19 protein-coding genes are annotated in these 21,667 nt (G+C 72.9%); 12 read left to right on the plus strand and 7 right to left on the minus strand.

Annotated elements, in window-relative coordinates; all coding sequences use genetic code 11:
• The first annotated feature begins 282 nt into the window (after positions 1–282).
• Genes OG500_RS30785 through OG500_RS30805 form a run of 5 tightly spaced genes read left to right on the plus strand, consistent with a single transcriptional unit; the run spans position 283 to position 5,693 of the window.
• Positions 283–1,782 (plus strand): CoA-acylating methylmalonate-semialdehyde dehydrogenase, encoded by a 1,500-nt coding sequence (locus OG500_RS30785; RefSeq protein ID WP_329584788.1) that lies wholly within the window; start codon positions 283–285, stop codon positions 1,780–1,782.
• The gene (locus OG500_RS30790; protein ID WP_327071748.1) at positions 1,779–2,927 is read left to right on the plus strand and encodes an acyl-CoA dehydrogenase family protein; all 1,149 of its coding nucleotides are present in this window, start codon (positions 1,779–1,781) and stop codon (positions 2,925–2,927) included. The genes OG500_RS30785 and OG500_RS30790 overlap by 4 nt, the downstream gene beginning before the upstream one ends.
• Entirely contained in the window at positions 2,927–4,030 is a 1,104-nt protein-coding gene (locus tag OG500_RS30795; protein ID WP_327070104.1) for an enoyl-CoA hydratase/isomerase family protein, read from the plus strand. Before OG500_RS30790 ends, OG500_RS30795 begins: the two co-directional genes overlap by 1 nt.
• Positions 4,030–4,920: a 3-hydroxyisobutyrate dehydrogenase gene (gene mmsB / locus OG500_RS30800; protein WP_329584791.1), complete on the plus strand. Its 891-nt coding sequence runs from the start codon at positions 4,030–4,032 to the stop codon at positions 4,918–4,920. The genes OG500_RS30795 and mmsB overlap by 1 nt, the downstream gene beginning before the upstream one ends.
• On the plus strand, positions 4,917–5,693 hold the full coding sequence (locus OG500_RS30805; RefSeq protein WP_327070106.1) for an enoyl-CoA hydratase: 777 nt from the start codon (positions 4,917–4,919) through the stop codon (positions 5,691–5,693). Before mmsB ends, OG500_RS30805 begins: the two co-directional genes overlap by 4 nt.
• Positions 5,694–5,766: 73 nt before the next feature.
• Here OG500_RS30805 and cobF read toward each other — a convergent pair whose 3' ends face one another.
• The 6 genes from cobF to OG500_RS30835 form a co-directional block, all read right to left on the minus strand.
• Complete coding sequence (cobF, locus tag OG500_RS30810) at positions 5,767–6,525, minus strand: precorrin-6A synthase (deacetylating) (RefSeq protein ID WP_327070107.1); 759 nt, start codon at positions 6,523–6,525, stop codon at positions 5,767–5,769.
• Between the two features lie 43 nt (positions 6,526–6,568).
• Positions 6,569–6,892, minus strand: a complete 324-nt coding sequence (locus OG500_RS30815) for a hypothetical protein (RefSeq protein WP_329584794.1) — start codon at positions 6,890–6,892, stop codon at positions 6,569–6,571.
• On the minus strand, positions 6,889–9,483 hold the full coding sequence (locus tag OG500_RS30820; protein WP_329584797.1) for an Hsp70 family protein: 2,595 nt from the start codon (positions 9,481–9,483) through the stop codon (positions 6,889–6,891). Before OG500_RS30820 ends, OG500_RS30815 begins: the two co-directional genes overlap by 4 nt.
• Before the next feature lie 15 nt (positions 9,484–9,498).
• The gene (locus tag OG500_RS30825) at positions 9,499–10,236 is read right to left on the minus strand and encodes a nucleotide exchange factor GrpE (protein WP_329584801.1); all 738 of its coding nucleotides are present in this window, start codon (positions 10,234–10,236) and stop codon (positions 9,499–9,501) included.
• Positions 10,237–10,241: 5 nt separating this feature from the next.
• Positions 10,242–10,667, minus strand: coding sequence for a hypothetical protein (locus OG500_RS30830; RefSeq protein ID WP_327070111.1), 426 nt, complete (start codon positions 10,665–10,667; stop codon positions 10,242–10,244).
• A 61-nt stretch (positions 10,668–10,728) separates the two neighbouring features.
• Entirely contained in the window at positions 10,729–15,078 is a 4,350-nt protein-coding gene (locus OG500_RS30835; protein ID WP_329584804.1) for a hypothetical protein, read from the minus strand.
• A gap of 622 nt (positions 15,079–15,700) precedes the next feature.
• On the opposite strand from OG500_RS30835, the gene OG500_RS30840 reads away from it, so the two are divergent.
• Together OG500_RS30840 and OG500_RS30845 are read left to right on the plus strand one after the other, a co-directional pair.
• A complete protein-coding gene (locus tag OG500_RS30840) occupies positions 15,701–16,906 on the plus strand; it encodes a family 2 encapsulin nanocompartment cargo protein terpene cyclase (RefSeq protein ID WP_329587841.1) in 1,206 nt (401 codons plus the stop codon).
• Between the two features lie 25 nt (positions 16,907–16,931).
• Complete coding sequence (locus OG500_RS30845; RefSeq protein WP_442789374.1) at positions 16,932–17,807, plus strand: geranyl diphosphate 2-C-methyltransferase; 876 nt, start codon at positions 16,932–16,934, stop codon at positions 17,805–17,807.
• Between the two features lie 60 nt (positions 17,808–17,867).
• On the opposite strand, the gene OG500_RS30850 is transcribed toward OG500_RS30845, so the two are convergent.
• Positions 17,868–19,046, minus strand: a complete 1,179-nt coding sequence (locus tag OG500_RS30850) for a serine hydrolase domain-containing protein (protein ID WP_327070114.1) — start codon at positions 19,044–19,046, stop codon at positions 17,868–17,870.
• A 170-nt stretch (positions 19,047–19,216) separates the two neighbouring features.
• On the opposite strand from OG500_RS30850, the gene OG500_RS30855 reads away from it, so the two are divergent.
• The 5 genes from OG500_RS30855 to OG500_RS30875 all read left to right on the plus strand — a co-directional run bounded on the left by OG500_RS30855 (position 19,217) and on the right by OG500_RS30875 (position 21,664).
• The gene (locus OG500_RS30855) at positions 19,217–19,507 is read left to right on the plus strand and encodes an SseB family protein (RefSeq protein ID WP_327069985.1); all 291 of its coding nucleotides are present in this window, start codon (positions 19,217–19,219) and stop codon (positions 19,505–19,507) included.
• A complete protein-coding gene (locus OG500_RS30860; RefSeq protein WP_327069986.1) occupies positions 19,500–19,742 on the plus strand; it encodes a hypothetical protein in 243 nt (80 codons plus the stop codon). The genes OG500_RS30855 and OG500_RS30860 overlap by 8 nt, the downstream gene beginning before the upstream one ends.
• Entirely contained in the window at positions 19,709–20,134 is a 426-nt protein-coding gene (locus tag OG500_RS30865) for a hypothetical protein (protein WP_327069987.1), read from the plus strand. The genes OG500_RS30860 and OG500_RS30865 overlap by 34 nt, the downstream gene beginning before the upstream one ends.
• 16 nt (positions 20,135–20,150) lie before the next feature.
• Complete coding sequence (locus OG500_RS30870) at positions 20,151–20,813, plus strand: putative T7SS-secreted protein (RefSeq protein WP_329584810.1); 663 nt, start codon at positions 20,151–20,153, stop codon at positions 20,811–20,813.
• A 506-nt stretch (positions 20,814–21,319) separates the two neighbouring features.
• Positions 21,320–21,664: an SseB family protein gene (locus OG500_RS30875; RefSeq protein ID WP_329584812.1), complete on the plus strand. Its 345-nt coding sequence runs from the start codon at positions 21,320–21,322 to the stop codon at positions 21,662–21,664.
• Positions 21,665–21,667: the final 3 nt, after the last annotated feature.

The raw sequence follows: 21,667 nt of genomic DNA on the forward strand, positions 1-21,667 counted from the left end.
ACGGCTACAACGTCTTGATATCAAGATATCCCGTGACGGACCCCTGTCGACACCAACCCCACCCCGGTGGACGTCCTGATTTGCCTTCTAGACTTACTAGGACGTCCAACTATATGGTCGGTTCGCAGGTCCGCGGTGTCGGGAAGTCGGGCAGATCCGGCACGGTCCCGCCGCCGTGTCGCTTCATGAGGACGGCACCGGCAGCACCGCGCCACCAGCGCATTCGGCCGGGGCGCGCAGCGCCCGTCCTCCTCTCACCACCCCACGAGAGAGCAGGAACCGATGGTCCGTGAACTGACGCATTTCATCGGGGGCAAGCACGTCCCGGGTACCTCGGGTGCCTTCGGAGACGTCTACGACCCCAACACCGGCCAGGTCCAGGCCCGGGTGCCGCTGGCCAACCGTGCCGAGGTCGAGGCCGCCATCGCGGACGCCGAGCGCGCCCAGCGCGAGTGGGCCGCCTTCAACCCGCAGCGCCGGGCCCGGGTCCTGATGCGATTCCTGCAGCTGGTCGAGGGCGAGCGCGATGCGCTGGCCCGGATGCTCTCCGCCGAGCACGGCAAGACCATCGCCGACGCCGACGGCGACGTGCAGCGCGGCCTGGAGGTCGTGGAGTTCGCCGCCGGCATCCCGCACCTGCTCAAGGGCGAGTTCACCGACAACGCCGGCACCGGCATCGACGTCTACTCGATGCGCCAGCCGCTGGGCGTGGTGGCCGGCATCACGCCGTTCAACTTCCCCGCGATGATCCCGCTCTGGAAGGCCGCGCCCGCCATCGCCTGCGGCAACGCCTTCATCCTCAAGCCCTCCGAGCGCGACCCCTCGGTGCCGCTGCGGCTGGCCGAGCTGTTCCTGGAGGCCGGGCTGCCGGCCGGCGTGCTCAATGTCGTCAACGGCGGCAAGGAGGCGGTGGACACCCTGCTGGAGGACCCGCGGGTGCAGGCCCTCGGCTTCGTCGGCTCCACCCCGATCGCCGCCCACGTCTACGCCACCGCCGCGGCCCACGGCAAGCGCGCCCAGTGCTTCGGCGGCGCCAAGAACCACATGATCATCATGCCGGACGCCGACCTCGACCAGGCCGTGGAGGCACTGGTGGGCGCCGGCTACGGCTCGGCGGGCGAGCGCTGCATGGCGATCTCGGTGGCCGTCCCGGTGGGCGAGGAGACCGCCGACAAGCTGGTCGCCAAGCTCCGGGAGCGGATCGCCACCCTGAAGGTGGGCCGCTCCGACGACCCGAAGGCCGACTTCGGCCCGCTGGTCGGGCGTGACGCGCTGGACCGGGTCCGCGACTACATCGGCATCGGCGTCGAGGAGGGTGCCGAACTGCTGGTGGACGGCCGCGACTTCAAGCTCGCCGGCCACGAGGAGGGCTACTTCCTGGGCGCCTCGCTCTTCGACCGCGTCACCACCGACATGCGGATCTACCGCGAGGAGATCTTCGGCCCGGTGCTCACCGTGGTCCGCGCCGCGGACTACGAGGAGGCGCTGCGGCTGCCCAGCGAGCACGAGTTCGGCAACGGCGTGGCGATCTTCACCCGCGACGGCGACACCGCCCGCGACTTCTCCCGCCGGGTCAACACCGGCATGGTCGGCGTCAACGTGCCGATCCCGGTGCCGATCGCCTACCACACCTTCGGCGGCTGGAAGCGCTCCGGCTTCGGCGACCTCAACCAGCACGGCCCGGACTCGATCCGCTTCTACACCCGCACCCGCACCGTCACCTCGCGCTGGCCCTCCGGGGTCAAGGAGAGCGCGAGCTTCAGCATCCCCACGATGGACTGAGCGCCGTGCACGACCTGAGCGAGGACCAGCTCGCCATCGCGGAGACCACGCGGGAGTTCGCCCGCGAGCACCTGGCTCCGCACGCGGTGGAGTGGGACCAGAAGAAGCACTTCCCGGTGGACGTGCTGCGCAAGGCGGCGGGCCTGGGCCTGGGCGGGGTGTACGTCGGCGAGAAGTTCGGCGGCTCCGCGCTCACCCGGCAGGACGGGGTGCTGATCTTCGAGGCGCTCTCCACCGGCTGCCCCTCGATCGCCGCCTACCTCTCGATCCACAACATGGTCGCCTGGATGGTCGACCAGTACGGCAGCGAGCAGCAGCGCGAGCGGTGGCTGCCCGGGCTCTGCTCGATGGAGCACCTGGCCAGCTACTGCCTCACCGAGCCCGGCGCCGGCTCGGACGCCGCCGCGCTGAGCACCCGCGCGGTGCGCGACGGCGACGGCTGGGTGCTGGACGGCGTCAAGCAGTTCATCTCCGGCGCCGGCGCCTCGCAGGTGTACGTCGTGATGGCGCGCACCGGCGGGCCCGGCCCCGGCGGGATCTCCGCGTTCCTGGTGGACCGCGAGGACGCGGGCCTGTCGTTCGGGCCCAACGAGCACAAGATGGGCTGGAACGCCCAGCCCACCCGCCAGGTCGTCCTGGAGGGCGTCCGGCTGCCCGCCGACCGGCTGCTCGGCGAGGAGGGTGGCGGCTTCCGGATCGCGATGAGCGGGCTCAACGGCGGACGCCTCGGCATCGCCTCCTGCTCGCTGGGCGGCGCCCAGGAGGCCCTGGAACGGGCCACCCGGTACCTCAAGGACCGCCAGGCCTTCGGGGCACGGCTGCTGGACGCGCAGGCGCTGCAGTTCCGGCTGGCCGACATGGCCATCGAGCTGGAGGCCGCCCGGGCGCTGCTCTGGCGCGCGGCGGGGGCGCTGGACCACAAGGACCCGCGCGCACCGCAGCTGTGCGCCATGGCCAAGCGCCATGTCACCGACACCGGCTTCGAGGTGGCCAACGCCGCTCTGCAACTGCACGGCGGATACGGCTACCTGGCCGAGTACGGTCTGGAGAAGATCGTCCGCGACCTGCGGGTGCATCAGATCCTGGAAGGGACCAACGAGATCATGCGTGTCATCGTGGCCCGCGGCCTGATCGGGGCCGCCTGATGAGCCAGTCCGACCTGAACGCGAACGTGGCGGCCGTCTCGGACGAGGAGCAGGAGGTCCTGCTACGCCGCGAGGGGCGCCTGGGCCACATCGTCCTCAACCGGCCCAGGGCGCTCAACGCCCTCACCCATGACATGGTGCGGCGGATCGCCGGGGCACTGGACGCCTGGGAGCTCGACGACCGGGTGTCCGCGGTGCTGATCACCGGGGCGGGCGAGCGCGGGCTGTGCGCCGGCGGCGACATCCGTGCCATCCGGCAGGCCGCGGTGAGCGGCGAGCCGCAGCTGGCCGAGGACTTCTGGCGCGACGAGTACCACCTCAACGCCCGGATCGCCCGCTACCCCAAGCCGTACGTCGCCGTGATGGACGGCATCGTGATGGGCGGCGGGGTCGGGGTCTCCGCGCACGGCAGCGTGCGCATCGTCACCGAGCGGACCAAGGTGGCGATGCCGGAGACCGGGATCGGCTTCGTGCCGGACGTCGGCGGGATCTACCTGCTGTCCCGCTCCCGCGGCGAGCTCGGCACCCACATCGCCCTCACCGCGGGCACGGTGGGCGCCGGTGACGCGCTGCTGTGCGGGCTGGCCGACCACTACCTGCCCGCCGAGCGGCTGCCGCTGCTGATCGCCGACCTGGCCGAGCTGCCGGTACCGCAGGCGCTGGCCAAGCACACCGGCACCGCGCCGCAGGGCGTGCTCGCCGAGCAGCTCGACTGGATCGACGCGTGCTACGCCGCCGACACCGTCGAGGAGATCCTGCGGCGGCTGGCCGCCGACGGCCGCCAGGCGGCCAAGGAGGCCGCCGAGCAGATCGCCGCCAAGTCGCCGACCGCCGTCAAGGCCACGCTGGCGGCGCTGCGCCGGGCCCGCTCGCTGGACACCCTGGAGGAGGTGCTGGACCAGGAGTTCCGCACCTCCTGCGCCGCGCTGGCCGGGCCCGACCTGGCCGAGGGCATCCGGGCCCAGGTGATCGACAAGGACCGCAACCCCCGCTGGGACCCGCCGACCCTGGCGGACGTCACCGACGAGGCCGTGGCGCGCTTCTTCGCCCCGCTCGGCGAGCGCGAGCTCGGCCTTGCCACCACTACACCCCAGGAGCGCTGATGACCCTCGCGATCGGATTCGTCGGGCTGGGCAACATGGGTGGGCCGATGGCCGCCAACCTGATCAAGGCCGGACACCGGGTGACCGGTTTCGACCTGGCTCCGCAGGCGCTGGAGGCGGCGGCCGCCGCCGGGGTGCTGACGGCGGCCTCGGCCGCCGAGGCGGTGGCCGAGGCCGACCTGGTGATCACCATGCTGCCGGCCGGCCGGCACGTGCTGGCCGCCTACGACGGCGGCCTGCTGGCCGCGGCCCGCCCCGGCACCCTCTTCGTGGACTGCTCCACCATCGACGTCGCCGACGCCCGGGCCGCGAACGCCCTGGCGGTGGCGGCCGGCCACCGCGCGGTGGACGCGCCGGTCTCCGGCGGCGTGGTCGGCGCCACCGGTGCCACGCTGACCTTCATGGTCGGCGCGGGCGAGGACGACTTCGCCACCGTGCAGCCGGTGCTGGCGGCGATGGGCCGCAAGGTGGTCCACTGCGGTCCGGCCGGCTCCGGGCAGGCCGCGAAGATCTGCAACAACATGATCCTCGGCATCTCGATGATCGCGGTCAGCGAGGCCTTCGTGCTGGGCGAGAGCCTGGGCCTGAGCAACCAGGCGCTGTTCGACGTGGCCTCCACCGCCTCCGGCCAGTGCTGGGCACTGACCACCAACTGCCCGGTCCCCGGCCCGGTCCCGGCCAGCCCGGCCAACCGCGACTACGCGGCGGGCTTCGCCGCCGCGCTGATGGCCAAGGACCTGGGGCTGGCCGCCAACGCCGCCCGGGCCGGCGGCGTGCCGGCCGAACTCGGCCTGAAGGCCGCCGAGCTGTTCGCCCAGTTCGCCGAGGGCCAGGGCGCCGCCCTGGACTTCTCGGCGATCGTCACCACCCTTCGGAAGGACGGTCAGTGACCGAGTACGAGACCATCCTGGTCGAGCGCAAGGGCCGGGTCGGTCTGATCACGCTCAACCGGCCCAAGGCGCTCAACGCGCTCAACACCCAGTTGATGAACGAGTTCGTCGCGGCGGCCAAGGAGTTCGACCGCGACCCGGAGATCGGCTGCCTGCTGGTCACCGGCTCGGCCAAGGCCTTCGCGGCCGGCGCCGACATCAAGGAGATGCAGGCGCTGGAGTTCGCCGAGGCCTACCTGAGCGACTGGTTCACCGCCTGGGACGAGCTGGGCCGGGTGCGCAAGCCGATCGTCGCGGCGGTGGCCGGCTACGCGCTGGGCGGCGGCTGCGAGCTGGCGATGCTCTGCGACGTCCTGCTCGCCGCGGACACCGCGAAGTTCGGCCAGCCGGAGATCAAGCTCGGCGTGATCCCGGGCATCGGCGGCTCGCAGCGGCTGACCCGGGCGATCGGCAAGGCCAAGGCGATGGACCTGTGCCTGACCGGGCGGATGATGGACGCCGAGGAGGCCGAGCGCTCCGGCCTGGTCTCCCGGGTGGTGCCCGCCGGCGACCTGCTCGGCGAGGCGCTGGCCGTGGCCGAGACGGTGGCCGGGATGTCGGCGCCGGCCGTGCTGATGCTGAAGGAGAGCGTCAACCGGGCCTTTGAGACCACGCTCGCCGAGGGCGTCCGGTTCGAGCGCCGGCTCTTCCACGCCACCTTCGCCACGGCGGACCAGAAGGAGGGGATGGCGGCCTTCGTCGAGAAGCGGCCGGCGTCCTTCACCCACCGCTGATCTCCGGTGCACCCCGTGCGGGTCGGTCGCCCTCCGCTCCGGAGGGCGACCGACCCGCTTCGTGGTCCCGCTGTCAGTCGGTGCTGCGGCGCAGCAGGTAGCTGTCCATGATCCAGCCCTTGCGCTGCCGGGCCTCGTCGCGCACCTCGCGGATGCGCTCGGCGGTCTCGGCGAGCGGACCCGCGGCGAGGATCTCGTCGGGCGTGCCCAGGTAGGCGCCGTAGAAGATCTCCAGGCCCTGCGGATCGATCTCGGTGAACGCGGCCCGTCCGTCCAGCATCACCACCACGTCGTCCACCCCCTCGGGGAACCCCTGGGCGAGCCGCCGCCCGGTGGTGACCTGCACCGCGCGGCCGACCCGGGTCAGGGTGGTGCGGTGGCGGGCGGCCAGCACCGAGATGCTGCTGATGCCGGGGATCACCTCGTAGTCGAAGTCCGCCCCGGCCCGCTCGCGCACCTGCTCGACCACCGCGATCACGCTGTCGTACAGGCTCGGGTCGCCCCAGACCAGGAACGCGCCGGTCTGCTCCGGGCCCAGGTGCTCGGCCATCAACTCCTCGACCAGGTCGGCCCGGCGCCGGCGCCAGTCGTCCACCGCCTCGGTGTAGGCGGGCGTGCGGCGGTCGCGCTCGGCGTCCGGCACCTCGACCACCCGGTGGCCGGGCCGCGCGTGGTCGGCGAGCAGCTGGCGCCGCAGCTGGATGAGGTCCTGGCGCTGCTCGTTCTTGTCCAGGATGAAGAAGACGTCGGTGCGGGCGATGGCCTTGACCGCCTGCAGCGTCAGGTGGTCGGGGTCGCCCGCGCCGATGCCGATGATGAGGATGTGCCGCATACCGGTGATTGTGCCCGTCAGGCCGCCGGGCGCCGACGGCGGGTCACCGGTCGGCCGCTTCGGTGCGGGCGGCCGGCGCGACGCGGGCGCCGGTCAGGTCGGCGAGCAGGGTCAGCGCCGGGCGCAGGTCCGGCTCGGTGGTCAGGGCGCGGCGGAGCAGGACCTGCGCCGCCGGGGCGTCACCGCCGCGCAGCTGCGCGAGGGCCTCGTTGTAGTCGATCCGGCCGGCGTAGCGCAGCCGGACCAGCACGGCCAGGTCCTCGCGGCAGGACGGGCAGCGCAGGCTCTCCTGGTCCGCCGGCACCGCGCACTGCGGGCAGGGCACCTCGATGGGCGGCAGGTCCGGCGGGTTGGCGGCGGTGCTCATCGGGGGCCGGCCTCCTCGGGGCGGACCGGGCCGAGCGACTCCGGTGCCGGCTCGTCGCCCAACTCCCGCTGCGCCTCGGCGTAGAGCAGCAGCAGGGCCGAGTTGTGCCGGTTGGCAGCGGCCATGTTGGCCGACTCGACCGCCTCGTCCAGCCCGCGCAGCTCGGCCAGGATCCGCTGGGCCAGAGCGGGGGAGACCAGGCTCTGGCTGACGTAGACGTTGCACATGGTCAGCATCCGGAAGGTGTGCCCGAGCGAGGCGCACAGCTCGTCCGCCTCCGAGGCCGCGGCCACCGCGCCCTCCCAGTCCGCTGCCTCGCGCCGGTCGCGCAGCCGCGCGGCCACCGCGCGCAGCCGCACCAGGTCACTGGGGTCCAGGTGCTTCTCGCAGTAGTGGATGAACAGGCTCAGGTACGCCTCCGAGCCGCGCACCCAGCGCTGCGCCTGGAGCTGGAACTGGGCCCGCTCCAGTGCCGCGTCCACCGACCGGCCCCTGGTCTGGCCCGCGGCCATGTCGTCCAGCGTGTCCATCAGCTGCCTGGCCTCGCGCAGTTCGGCCTCGGTGAGCTCCTCGCCCCAGCGGTCGGTGAAGCTCTCGATCTGCCGCTGCTGGTCCTCCACCTGCACCTTGAGCTCGGGGTCGAGGGTGACCCGCTCCAGCTTGACGGTCTTCTGCTCGCCGCCCTGGATCCGCACCGAGAGGGTGATGGTGCGGTCCCGGTCCAGGCCGAAGGAGACGTCCACCGGGGTGCGTCCGCCCAGGCCGCCGGGCAGCCGCAGGGAGAGGTGGCCGATCAACTCGTTCTGCTGGGCGGTCTCGTGCTCGCCCTCGTAGACCGCGACCTCCAGGCGCTGGCGGCCACTGCCGGAGACCACGAACTCGCGGCTGACCGGCGAGGTGGTCGGATAGCTGGTGTTCTTGGGGATGATGACGGCCAGCCGGCCGTCGTTGAGCTCGATGCCCAGGTTCTTCGGGGTGATGTCGAAGGGGTCGGTGACCTGCATCAACTCGCCGCAGGAGGCGCAGACTTCGGTGCCGGGCGGGTTGACGGTGCCGCAGCTCGCGCAGCGCAGTCCCACGTCCTCGGCCGCGCTGGTGTTACCGGCGGCGCCGGTCAGCGACATCCCGCACAGCTCGCAGCTGGTGGTGCCGGGGGCGGCCGGGGTGCCGCAGCGCGGGCAGCCGTGGGCCGGTGCGGCGGGGGCGGGGGCAGCCGTCGTCGCGGTCGGTGCGCTGGTGGCGCCGGCGGATCCGCCGGCAGGGGTGGTCCCGGCGTCGGCGGCCTCGGCGACCGGCCGGTGGCCGCACTTGGGGCAGGCCTCGGCCGCGGCGTCCACCGGAAGACGGCACCCCGGGCAGGAGAGGCGGGGGCCGCCGAGCAGCGAGGCGGCGCAGTTGGCACAGGCCGAGGCGGCCAGGTCGCCCGGGGCGCGGCACTCCGGGCACTCCACCTCGGCGACCAGCGCGGACTGCACGGCCGCGCCCAGTGCCACGCACTGCATCGGGTTGACCCCGCGGCGGATCCGCTGGTGGCCGAAGACCTCGCCCAACCGCCGTGCCACCAGCGGGATCGAGGTCGAGCCGCCGACCAGCAGTACCTCGTCGATGTCCCCGACGGTGAGGTTGGCCTGCATGATGGCCTTCTGGGTCAGCTCGATCGTGCGCTCGATCCGGCCCCTGATCAACTCCTCGAAGCGGGAGCGCTCGAAGACCGTCTCCAGGACCAACTGGCCCGCGCCGAGGCCGGGCAGGACCACCTCCGAGGCTTCCTGGTCGGACAGCTCGATCTTGACCACCTCGGCGGCGGCGGCGATCCGGGGCCGGTCCCGGCGGTCGGGCTGGTAGTCGCTGCCGTGCTCGGCGCGGATGTCCGCCAGCAGCGCGCCGGTGATGGCGCGGTCGAAGTCGTCACCGCCGAGCAGGTTGTCGCCCTCGATGCCGAGCACCGAGACCGAGCCGGGCACCAGTAGCAGGATGGAGATGTCGAAGGTGCCGCCGCCCAGGTCGTAGACGAGCACGGTGCGGGCCTCGTCCCCGGCCTCGCCGGTCATCCCGTAGGCGAGGGCGGCCGCGGTGGGCTCGTTGATGACCCGCAGCACGTGCAGGCCCGCCAGCCGGCCGGCCTCCTGGGTGGCGGCGACCTGACGCTCGCCGAAGTAGGCGGGGACGGTGATGACGGCCCGGTGGAACGGTTCGCCGAGGCGCTGCTCGGCGTCCTCCTTGAGCCGGCGCAGGATGATCGCGGAGATCTCGATCGGGGTGTAGGAACGGCCGTCGAACCAGACGTTGACGTCGCCGTCGGTGCCGGCGGTGACCTTGTAGTCCAACTCGTCGAGGGCTGCCTGCACTTGTGGGTCGCGGAACTTGCGGCCCATGAAGCGCTTGACCGAGCGGATCACGTTCTCGCCGTCCAGCGCCAGGCGCCCGCGGGCGGTGGAGCCGACCAGCAGCTCGCCGCGCCGGCCCCGGCCGACCACGGAGGGGGTGGCCTCCTGGTTCTGCCGGTTGAAGAGGATCTCCGGTTCGCCACGGCGGAGATGGGCCACCACGGAGTTGGTGGTCCCCAGGTCGATCCCGAGCGTGCGGTACATGTCGTTCCCCTCTGACTATCGCTTGCGTCGCCCGCGCCGGGCCTTGGCCTTACGAGTCCCGCGGGCTTGCGTCCGGGCCTTGCGGGGAGCGCTCTTCGGGGGGCCGGCCGTGGGGAGCGCGGGCGGCTCGGTGTCCGTGGGCGGGGCGGCATCCGTGAGCGGTTCCGTGGGCGGTGCGGCTTCGGGGGCCGGCCCAGCCCAGGGGGCCGCGGTCGCGTCGGTGGTGTCGGGGACGGTCTCGGGGGTGGTGGCGGGGGTGGTGGCGACCACCACCTGCGCCCGGCGGAGCACCTCGTCCTGCCAGAAGAAGCCGGTGACCACCGTCTGGACCACCGTCTCCGGTGGCACGTCGGCCCGCGGCTCGCCGCCCACGATCTCGGCCAGCGCCGGGTCCGCCGCCAGCCCGTCCAGCCGCATCGGGCGCACGCCCGCCTTGGCCAGCTTGCCCAGCAGCCGGCGGCGGGTGGCGTCGATCCCCGCGCGCCGCCCCGGCAGCACCGACTCCCGGTCCTGCGACAGCGCCACCAGCGCGTCGTCCACCTCGACCAGCAGCCCGAGCAGCTCCTGTTGCGCCTCCCGGGCGGCCCGCGCCTCCTCACCCCGCAGCCGTTGCAGCAGCGAGCAGCGGTAGAGCAACTGGCTGAACGCCTGGGCCAGATCGACCTCCAGCGCCCGCTGCGGCACCGCCAGGGGCTCGCCCGGCACAGGCGTCAGTGGCGGCTCGTGCGGCTCGTGCGTCTGGGGCGTCGTCATGCCGCTCACTCCGGGATCTCGATCGGCGGCAGCACCGACAGGTCGGCGGCGAAGCGCGCGGGGACGGGCGGCTCCGGGTCCACGCCGGCCGGCGGCGGCTCCGCGAAGTCCGCCGCCAACTCCGCACGGTGCAGCACCAGAAGCGACTCGGCGCTCGGCAGTGGCGGCCGGTCGATCACCAGCAGCGGCTCGGCCAGGGCCGGGGCCAGCAACTCGGCGACGCCCGACACCGGGTCGGGCGGCAGCACCTGCTGGACGTCCAACTCCAGCCGCCGGTCCGGGTTGCGCAGCAGGGCCGCCGCCTCCTGGATCTGCTGGCGGGTGAAGCGGCCCCGCTTGACCGCCGGTCCCACGGCGAGGTTGATCTCGCGTACGCCGGCGCTGAGCGGGACACCCAGGACCTCGTACGGCGACGGTTCGTGCAGCGGCATGGTGGCGGTCTCGTCTCCCTGGTGTGGACGGGCCTTGCGGGTGGATGCGGGAACGGGCGGATCAGCGCAGCGAGTTGATCCGCCGCTGGAGGTTGCGCAGGTTCCGGTCTTTTGGGTCGTACTGCACGGCCTGTGCGATCAGGCTTCTGGCCTGCCGGAGTTGGCGCATGTTCGCCTGGCGGACGGCGTGCGCGCCGCAGACGATGCCCAGCTCCTCGCGCACCTTGCCGGCCGCCACCGGGTTGGGCGCCAGCTTCAGTGCCTCCTCCAGCAGCGTGGTGGCGTCCTGGAAGCGCTTGGCGCCGAAGTGGTCCGCCGCCTCGCTGCGCCAGACGGCGAGCATCAACCCGCGCAGCTCGACCGAGTCGTCGTAGGAACGGGCCAGCTGCAGCAGCGCGGACCGCTCCCGGAACGGGCGGTCCCGGTACTCCTCCAGGGTGTTGGCCAGCAGCACCGCGAGCCGGCGCGGGGCCTCCCGGGCGGTGTTGCCGTTCCAGTCCGGATCGGCCTGCAGCGCGGCGGTCATCCGGCCGACGGCCTGCACGCGGTCCTCGGCCAGCGCGGCGGTACGGGCCAGCAGCCCCAGCACGTGGGCGAGGCCGAGCCGGTGCTCCTTCTCCTGCGGCTCCAGGGCGATCAGCTCCTGCCACAGCCCCACCGCCGTCACCAGGCTCTGCTCCGGCCCGGGGGCGCTGAGTTCACGGGCCCGGTTGCCCAGCGCAGCTGCCAGGAAGTGCCGGGCGGTCGGATCCTGCGGAGCCAGCTCGATCGCCTGGCGCAGCAGGGCCAGCGCGCGGGTGAACTCCTTGTCCTCGTTGCTGATCTTCCGGGCCAGCTGGGCGTAGGCGGCACCCAGGTTGCTGCGCACCTCCGCGTGCTCGGGGGCCAGCGCCCGGGCCTGCTCCAGCAGGGCCACCGCGCCCGCCTGGTCGTCGCCGGTCTCCTTGAGCAGGGCGCGAGCGGCGCGCAGGCCGCAGTCGGCGGCGATCTCGGCCAGGGCCGGCGGGGTGGGGGCGTCGTCCAGCTGCCGCGCCCGGGTCAGGCAGGCCAGCGCCTCGCGCCAGTCCTGCTGGCGGTGGTGCTCGGTGGCCTGGCTGGTCAGCGCCTCCCGGAGCAGCTCGCGCCAGGCCTCGTCCCGCTCGGGCCCGGGTATCGCGTCGAGCGCGGCGACGGCTGCCGCGTGCCGCCCCTGGAGCAGCAGGTAGCGGTGCGGGCCGAGGGCGCCGAAGAGTCCGAGCGCCTGGGTCACCGGGTGCACGCCGAACGGACCCGGCCGCCGCCAGGGCTGCACAGCGCGTGCGAGCCCCCGCTGCCAGTCGAGGAGTTCGGGGCCCGTCGAAGCGCCCTCCAGCAGTCCGGCCAGCGTCGGGCCGAGGATCAGCCGGCGGCTGTCGCCGCTCGGTGCGGATATCCGCAGTTCCTCCTCCTGGGCGAAGGCCTCGGCGCTGTGGGCCTCCATGCCGAGCCGGACGGTCCACGCGGCCACCTCGTCGCCGCTGCGGCCGTGCGCGCGGTCGAGCAGGCGCAGGTCCTCGCGGAGCCGGTCGATGAGTGCGGCGCGGGCGGCGGCCGTGCGCTCGGCCTCGGCCGCCCGCCCGGTGCTGCGGGCGGCCTCGTGCCACAGCTCGGGCTGGTGGAGCGCGGCGGTCAGCGAGCCGATGGTCCACTGCCAGAGCGACTCGTCCTGCTCGACCGCCGTGCCGTCCGGGCCGGCGTCGCTGCCCGTGCCGCCACCACCGGCACCCGCGGTGGCCAGGCGGTAGCCGATCAGCCCGAGGGCGTGCTGCAGCCGCGGGTGCGTCGGGTCCTTGAGCAGCAGCGCGCGGTAGCCCTCCCAGGCCTGCTGGTAGCGGCCCTCGACGGCGTGCAGGTGGGTCTCGTGCTCGGCCAGCAGCGCGAGGGCGGCGCCGGCCTGCGGATGCTCCGGCATCAGGTCGACGACCTGGCGCAGCTCGCCGGCCGCGCGGGCGCTCTGCCCGGCCGCCAGCGCCGCGGCGGCACTGCGCACCAGCACGGCACCGCGCTCGCGGGCCGCACCGGCCGGGAGCGTGGCCAGGGCACCCGCCAGGTCGCCCCGCTCGGCGCGGAGCAGCGCGAGGTCGCGGCGGACCGGATCGGCGCTGCCCTCGCCGAGCACGGCGGCCCAGGCGGACAGGGCGCTCTCGGCCTGCTCCACGAGCCCGGCGCGGCGGGCGCAGTCCAGCAGCGCGCGCAGCGCCGGGCCGACGCAGCCGGCGCAGCGCGGCGACCCGGCGCCGGCCTGCTCGGGGCGGTACAGGTGGTCGGCGCAGCCCTCCCGGCCGCAGCTGCCACAGGCGCCGGTGGCCGTGCGGGCGCAGGAGGTGTCGACGGCGGCGCCGCACGGCGAATGCGGCGCCGCGGAGCTTGGCACGACGCCAGGCGCGGGGCCGGTGGCGGGGGAGTGCCCCGCCGGGCTGTCCAGGAAGCGCTGGTGCCACTCCAGCGCCGCGGGCCAGTTGCCGGCCCGTTCGGCGAGCAGCGCGCGCAGCCGGGCGGTACCGGGGTCGCCCGTCGGTGCGGGCTCCAGCGGTGCGAGCAGCGCCACGGTCTGCACCGGGCGGCCCGTCACCAGGGCGGCAGCGGCCAGGTGGTAGCGCTCGCGCGGGCCGTCGACCGGGCTGAGCAGGGCGGCCACGCCGTCCGCCGCGCCCTGGGCCAGCGCGAGCGCTGCGCGCAGCCGCGCTGTCCGCCGGTCTGCCGTCTGCCGGTCTGCCGTCCGCCGGGCCGCCGTCGCGGGGACCGGCGCCGGGTGCGGTGTGCCTGCCACGCTCGGTCCGGCCGTCCCCGGTGGTGGCGGGGCGGCCACCGCGAGCGCCGCGGCGGCCTGCGTCAGGTCGCGCCGCCCGATCAGCAGCTGCGCCGCCTCGCGCAGTGCGGCCTCCCGCAGCGCCGACCGGTAGCCGGGCGCGGCCGGTGCGTCGGTGACCGCCTGCTGCCAGAGCGCGCGGGCCGCCGCCGGGTCCGCCGCGAGCTGACGGCGGGCCAGCTGGTCCCGGGCCAGGGCGAGCCGGTCCAGCAGGTCCACCCCGCGCAGCGGCTCCCAGCGGGCCAGCGCCCCCGCCGGGTCGCCCGCCCGGGACAGCGCCAGACCGTGGTGGAAGGCGGCGGTCCTGCGCCAGCCGTCCGCCCCTGCGCCCGCCCCGTCACCCATGTCACCCGCGTCACCCGTGTCACCCGGCGCCCGGTCCGCGGCTTCGGCGCGCAGCAGCGGTTCCGCCTCCGCGCCCCGGCCGGCCGCCAGCAGCGCGGCGCCGAGCCGCACCCGGGCCGGCCGCCAGTGCGGCGAAAGGGCCAGCGCCGCCTGGTAGTCGGCCGCCGCATCGGCCGGCCTGGACGCCCGCTCGTGCAGCAGGGCCAGGCCCAACCGAGCAGGTGCATACGTGTGTTGAGTGCCCAGCGCGGCTGTGAACTGCTCCCGCGCCTGCTCGTCCTCGCCACGCAGCAGGGCCAGTCGCCCCAGCGCGTAGCGTGGCCGCGGATCGCGCGGCGCCTCGGCGACCGCGGCCCGCAGGTCGGCCTCGGCGGCCTCCAACGCGCCGAGCTGCTGCCGGGCCAGACCGCGGAAGAGCAGGGACTCCGCGCGCAGCAGCGGCCCCCGGGACCACGGACTGGGCTCGCCCGGCCCGCGGCGCAGCGCCTCCTCGAAGGCCGCCACCGCCGCGGCGTCCTGCTGACGCGCGCTGAGCTGGGCACCCCGGCGGAACCAGAGCTCGCCGCCGCCGGCGGGCGCGGCAGCGGCCAGCAGCGCCTCGGCCTCCTGCGGGCGGCCGGCGCCGTGCAGCAGCGCCGTCCGGGCGAGCACCGGCCAGTCCCGTCCCGGCAGTGCGGCCAGGGCGGCCGTCGTCGCGCGCTCGCGCTGTGCGTCCGGGCCCTCCCGGCAGCGGCGCTGCAGCCAGTCCAGCGCCTCGGCCGCCGCCTCGGCCTCGGCCCCCGGCTCGGCGCCCTGCGCCGTCGCCTGGAGGAAGGCGAGCACCGGCGGCAGGCCGTCATCGGCGGCCGGACCACCGGCGGACCGGACCGCCTCCCCGGCGAGTTGGCGCAGGCTCCACCTGGGCAACTGCCAGGCCGGCTCCGGCAGGAGCGGGAAGGCCTCGCGGTAGAGCGGCAGTGCCGCGGGGGCATCGCCCAGCGCGGCCGTGGCGTCCGCCTGCCCGAGCAGGGCCAGGCCGCGCTGGGCCCGCAGCCCTTCCGGTGCCGCCGCCAGCCGCCGGACCAGCCGGGCATACCGCCGCCGGGCCTGCTCCCGTTGCCCGGCCCTGGCCTGTGCCGCCGCCTTGGCGAGCGCGCGGCCCACCGCGGCCGGGTCCAAGGCGCGTCTGTGCCGAACCACCGCGGCGCCGCCCGCACCGACCAGCACCACCACGAGCAGCAGCAGTGCGAGCTGCGCCATGCACCGTCCCCTTGCCGTCGAGCTCCGCCGGTTCGCCAGTCACGGCCGGATCCGCGCAGGTCAGACCAACGACCTTGGGCGAAAGGCGATCTGACGCTCCATCATGATGTTGCCAGTGGCATCAGGATAGGCGGCCCCGAGCGAGTGGACCAGCACAATGGCACGACCCAAAGACCGTGCGAGGTGGCCGGGTTCGGCGCTTCGCACCCCTGGTGGCACGGGCGCCGGCGGCGCTCGCCGACCCGCTGCCCCGGCCGGCCGTCGGACGAAAGTATTTTTGATTACTACGTCATGGCGTACGAATAACGCCACGGCACGGATGAATCTGGTGTCATTCGGCGGGCGTGCGCCATCAGCGCGCGCCTATGCGCTGGGTGGGATGCGATTGACGCCTGCGCTCGCGGTCCAGTTATCTGGAAGAGTCGGCAGCTCTGATCTAGGAGTAGTCAATGCCCCGCACAGGATTCCCCGGTGAATTGCGGTCAGGCCGCTTCGCCCATTCCACGAGGTTTTCCCAGCCCGTCCCTCCGTTGCCCGAGGCCACCGCATGCCAACCGCAACCGCGGTCGCACACCGGTGAGTTCGCGCTGGTGCGGTCGTGAATTCCAGCCCCCTGGAACGGATTCTGCGCGGCCCCAGCGGAATCGGTACAGCAAGTCTGCAACCGCTCCAGCGGACCGCCTCCGCGTCGGCCGCGACGCTGCCGGAATGCGCGCTCCCGGCCCCGGGCGCACCGGCTGACGGCCTCTCCTCGCCGACCCCGTCCGCGGCGCAGAGCCCGTCCGCAGCTCAGGCCCCGTCCGCGGCGCAGAGCCCGCAGGCACCCCAGCGCGAGGGACCGCCCCAGCCGGGCGACCCGATTCCCGGGCTCTACTACCACCCGATCGCCGAGCCCGACCCCGAGCGGGTGGCCGAGGTGAGCCGGCGGATCAAGTCCTGGGCCCTGGACGAGGTCCAGCTCTACCCGCCCGAGTGGGAGGACCAGTTCGACGGCTTCTCGCTCGGCCGGTACATGGTCGCCTGCCACCCGGACGCCCCGACCGTCGACCACCTGATGATCGCCACCCGGCTCATGGCGGCCGAGAACGCACTGGACGACTGCTACTGCGAGGACCACGGCGGCTCGCCGATCGGCCTCGGCGGCCGGCTGCTGCTCGCGCACACGGCACTCGATCCGTTGCACACCACGCAGGAGTACCACCCCCAGTGGGAGGAGTCGCTGAGCTCGGACGCCCCGCGGCGCGGCTACCGCTCCGCCATGGACTACTTCACCCGGTCCGCGACACCCGCCCAGTCGGACCGCTTCCGGCACGACATGGCCCGCCTGCACATGGGGTACCTCGCCGAGGCCGCCTGGGCCGAGACGGGCTACACCCCGCAGACGTGGGAGTACCTGTCGATGCGGCAGTTCAACAACTTCCGCCCCTGCCCCACCATCACCGACACCGTCGGCGGCTACGAACTCCCGGCCCACCTGCACGCCCTGCCCGCCGTGCAGCGGGTCATCGCGCTCGGTTCCAATGCCACCACGATCGTCAACGACCTGTACTCGTACACCAAGGAGCTCGCCTCTCCCGGCAAGCACCTGAACCTGCCGGTGGTGATCGCGGAGCAGGAGAGCTGCTCGGAGCGCGAGGCCTACCTGAAGGCGGTCGACGTGCACAACGACCTGATGCAGACCTTCGAGGCCACCGCGGCGGCGCTGGCTGCCACGCATCCCGATCCGACGCTGCTGCGCTTCCTGCGCGGAGTGGCGACCTGGATCGACGGAAACCACCACTGGCACCAGACCAACACCTACCGCTACAGCCTGCCCGATTTCTGGTAACGATGGAGCTGATGAAGTGACCACGATGGATCTCACCCCCGCCACCGAGACCGCAGCCGCGATCCCCGGCCCCGCGACGGCATATCAGGACGACATCGCCCGCTACTGGGACCAGGAGGCCCGCCCCGTCAACCTGAAGCTCGGCGACGTGGACGGCCTCTACCACCACCACTACGGGATCGGGGACGTCGACGTCGCCGCCCTGGGTGCCGCCGACGACAGCGAGCGCGAGAAGAAGGTGATCGCCGAGCTGCACCGGCTGGAGTCCGCGCAGGCCGACGTGCTGCTCGACAACCTGGGCGCGATCACCCGTGACAGCATGCTGGTGGACGCCGGCTGCGGGCGCGGCGGCTCGATGGTGATGGCGCACCAGCGCTTCGGCTGCCGGGTCGAGGGCCTGACCCTCTCGGCCAAGCAGGCGGACTTCGCCAACCAGCGGGTCCGGCAGCTCGGCATCGAGTCCTATGTCCGGTCCCAGGTCTGCAACATGCTGGACATGCCGTTCGAGACCGGCCAGGCGGCCGCCTCGTGGAACAACGAGTCCAGCATGTACGTCGACCTGCACGACCTGTTCGCCGAGCACGCGCGCATCCTCTCGGTCGGTGGCCGCTACGTGACCATCACCGGCTGCTGGAACCCGGTCTACGGGCAGCCCTCCAAGTGGGTCTCGCAGATCAACGCCCACTTCGAGTGCAACATCCACTCCCGCCGCGAGTACCTGCGCGCGATGGCCGACAACCGCCTCGTCCCGAACGCCGTGATCGACCTCACCGCGGCCACGCTGCCGTACTGGGAGCTGCGGGCCACCTCCTCGCTGGTCACCGGCATCGAGGAGGCGTTCCTCTCGTCCTACAGGGACGGTTCCTTCCAGTACCTGCTGATCGCCGCCGACCGGGTCTGACCGACCCTGCCCGGCCCGCAGCCCAGGGGCACCCCGCGACCGGGGTGCCCCTGGGCCGTGTCAGCCGGTCGGCGGGATGTCGTAGATGTTGCCCGGAGTCGCGATGCCGGTGATGGCCTTTGCGATCACCGTGCTCGGTTCGTACCCCTGGTACGTGATGTCGGAGTTGATCAGCACGACCAGCGTGGCCTGCTGCGACGGCAGGTAGACGGCGACGCTCTCGTAGCCCGGGAGCGAGCCGTTGTGTCCGATCCAGCCGCTGATGTCGACCAGGCCCAGCCCGTAACCAGCCTGCGGATTGGCGGAGTTGACGGGAATGAAGTTGGTCCGCTGAGCCTGGACCGCATTGCCGAGCAGGGTGCCGGTGGCGACGTCGACGGCCCACTTGTGCAGGTCGTTCAGCGTCGAGACCTCAGCGCCGGCCGCCCAGGCCCAACTGGGGTCCCAGTTCGTGGAGATGGCCTCCTGGCCGGTCGGGGTCTGGACGGTGTAGCCCTGGGCGTGCGGGTCGGCGAGCGCGGTGCCGCTGGCCAGGTAGGTGTTGCTGAGCCCGGCCGGGCCGGTCACGTGGTCGTGCAGGTAGCCGGCGAGGTCCTGGCCGGACACCTTCTCGACCACCAGGCCGAGCAGGATGTAGTTGGAGTTGTCGTACAGGAACTGGCTGCCGGGTGCGAACAGGTTCGGATGGGCGAACCCGAGCGCGACCAACTGCTCCGGCGTCCACGGCGCGGTCGGGTTCGCGAGGAACTTGTTGATGAAGGTCGAGTCGGAGGTGTACGGGAACAGCCCGCTGCGCATCTCCAGCAGCTGACGCAGCGTGATGTTGTCGCCGTTCGGGACCCCGGAGACGTACTTCGAGATCGGATCGTCCAGCCCGACCTTGCCCTGGTCGACGAGCTGGAGCACGGCCGTGGCGGTGAAGGTCTTGGTCTCGCTGCCGAGCCGCATGTGGAGGTCGGTGCTCATCGGCGTCTTGGTCGCGGAGTCGGCATAGCCGAACGTACGCACGTAGTCGGGCTGCCCCGGCTGCCACAACCCGACGATGGCGCCCGGTACACCGGTCTGCTGCAACGCCTGCTGGATGGCACTGTCGAGCCTGCCCGCCTCCGTGCCGGGCTGGTCCTGCTGCACCATCCGGGCGGGGGCGGCGGCCTGAGCCGGTACGGCCGCCACCTGCAGCAGCCCGGCAAGGGCCAGCGCGGCAGCCGCGATTGCTTTGCGGGTGGGTAGGGCTCTCATAGGTCGATCGTCAACCTTCCACGCCCCCGGCGCGATTCGACCGCGCACCGCCGCCCGGTCGGCCACCCTCCGCGCATCCCCGCCCACGGAACGTCGCCTTCGCCCGTCCGACCGGAATTGAATTCCACGCCTCCCTGCGACCACGCGCACACACAAAAATGCGTCGGAGTGTGGTGCTGGTGCCGACGGTGGGCGGGGAGCCGTTGGCGGGTGATCTGGGTGGCATCACGTGGTTGTACGCGTTCAGTGGTGAGGATGCGCTGGGCCGGTTCGCGGTGGCGCGTGGGTTGGGGGCCGCGGCGCCGTACCTGACGGTGTCGGGGGCGCGGTTGTTGGATGTGGCCGTTCCGGCGATGGGGGTTGCCGCGGGGGTGGCGGTGGATGTGGCGGGGCCGGCGCCGTTCCTGCTGCCGCCGGTGCACGGGATCGTGCCGGATGCGGTGGCGGTGGATCGTGGCTGACTCCTACCAGGTCGACCCGGATGCGCTGAACAACACGGCGAAAGGGATCAAGGACGCGATCGCGGAGCTGCAGAAGCTCGGGATCAGCGAGAGCGGTGAGGTCGGGCGCGGTTTCTCCAACGTCTCGCTGACGGGTATGCAGGTCGGCAACCCGGGGCTGCAGGGCGCGTTGGACGGCTTCTGCGAACGGTGGAGCTGGGGGTGCGGCGCCTGGTCCACGACGGCGACGAGATAGCGCTGCGCCTGGGACTGTCGGCGGGGATGTACTACGACCAGGAGCAGTACGCCTCGGGCATGCTCAAGGACGTGGTGAACGCGGCCATGGGCAACCCGGACCTGACGCAGGACCAGGTCGAGGCGCAGTCGTGGGACACGACGTTGAAGGACAACGAGGTCACGCAGATCGGCCACGCGGACTACTCGGCCGCCTCCTTCCAGAAGGCGATGCTGGACTCGGCCGCGACCTGGGACGCCGAGGGGGCCGACGTGCTGGGGAGCGACCCGCAGGCGCAGGCGCTCGCCGCGCTGACCGGGACCACGGGCGCCGACACGGCGGAGCAGCAGCGCCTGCTGGCGGAGTCGAAGCGGCTGCGGGCGATGGCCGATCCGCAGGGTGGCCAGGGCTGACGGGGGAGGGGTGCTGATGGGGTTGTTGGATTCGGTCGGAGACGGCCTGGAGGGGCTGTACAAGGACGGCAAGAAGGCGGTCGGGAAGGTCGTCGACGGCAACGCTCACACGGTCGGCGGGGTGCTGGACTTCGTCGGCCTGCACGACGTTGCGCACGCGGTCGACAGGTTCGGCGATCAGGTGGCCGACGACATGGGTGCCCAGGTCGGGGAGGTGCAGCTCGGTGACTCCGACGATCCGAAGGACCTGGTGCACGGTGACGTGAAGGCGATCGCCGAGTCGGCGAAGCATCTGCTGGCCTTCCATGACGCGTTCGAGGAGACCGGCAGCGGTCTGCGCTCGATGGACGCCGATCACTGGCGGGGCCAGGCCGCGGAGGCGTTCCGTGCCACGTTCGCCCCGCACCCGGCGCAGTGGCTGACGGCGGCGGACGCGTGCGCGGCGGCGGCCAAGGCGCTGGACGACTTCTCGCACACCGTCAGCTGGGCGCAGGACCAGGCCAAGCAGGCGATCGACGCCAAGTGGGAAGCCGAACTTCGCGCAGCCCAGCAAGCCCGCACCGGCCACCTGACCCGCGACGACATCGCCACCCTTGCCCGCGGTCACTTGATCTGGTCAGAGTCCTCGCCGAGGCCGAGCCAGTGCACCGGGCTACGCTCTACCAACAGCTGGGCCTGATCCTCACCTACGACTCCGGAAAGCAAAAAGTGCTGGTCGAGATGAATCTCGACCAGCACTTGAACGATCCCCGTGGGGTATCAGTCGGTGTCCGAGGCCGGACTTGCACCATCCTCCAACCTCGAGTGGGCCCATACGGTGCTGGACCTGGACGGCCTCGGGGCGCCTTGACGAGTGCTTCGCCTTCCACTGGGGTGACCTCGGAGGCGAACGGGCTGGCTCCATCCGGCAAGGCTGCCCGGGAGCCTGCCGTACTGCCCTACGGATCGACTGCATCGTCGAAGTGGGACACGGTCTTGCATCTGTCAGATGGTCGACTGTGAAGCGGGGATGGATTCGCGGCCGGGCCGTGTGACGCAACTCCTGTGAGTCGCGTGGCGCGCGACAGTTGCCTGGGCGGTTGCCATGCTGGGTGTTGCGACCGAACTGTCGTTCCCGTCGGCTAGGCTGAGATTCGTATCGAACTGGTTGCCGAGTGTTACGGGGTGCTTGTGTCTGGGGTGGGGTTGACGGCGCGTCTGGCGGCGTTGCACCAGGGTCATGTGGATGGTCCGGCACTGGTGGGGGAGTTGCGTGAGGCACTGGTGCTGCTGCCGACGCGGGGTGGGGAGCCGGTGGCGGCTGACTCGGAGGGTGTGCGCTGGTTGTACGCGTTCACGGACGAGGCGGCGCTGGGCAGGTTCGCATCCGCACGTGGAGCCATCGGCGAAGTGGAGTACCTGACGGTGCGTGGTTCCCGTTTGCTGGATGTGGCGGTGCCCGCGCTGGGCGAGTCGGCGGGTGTGGCGTTGGACGTGGCCGGCCCCGCGCCGTTCCTGCTCCCGGCTTCGGCGGTGACGGCTCATCGCTGATTC

It is taken from the genome of Kitasatospora sp. NBC_01250, from assembly GCF_036226465.1.
Taxonomy (GTDB): domain Bacteria; phylum Actinomycetota; class Actinomycetes; order Streptomycetales; family Streptomycetaceae; genus Kitasatospora.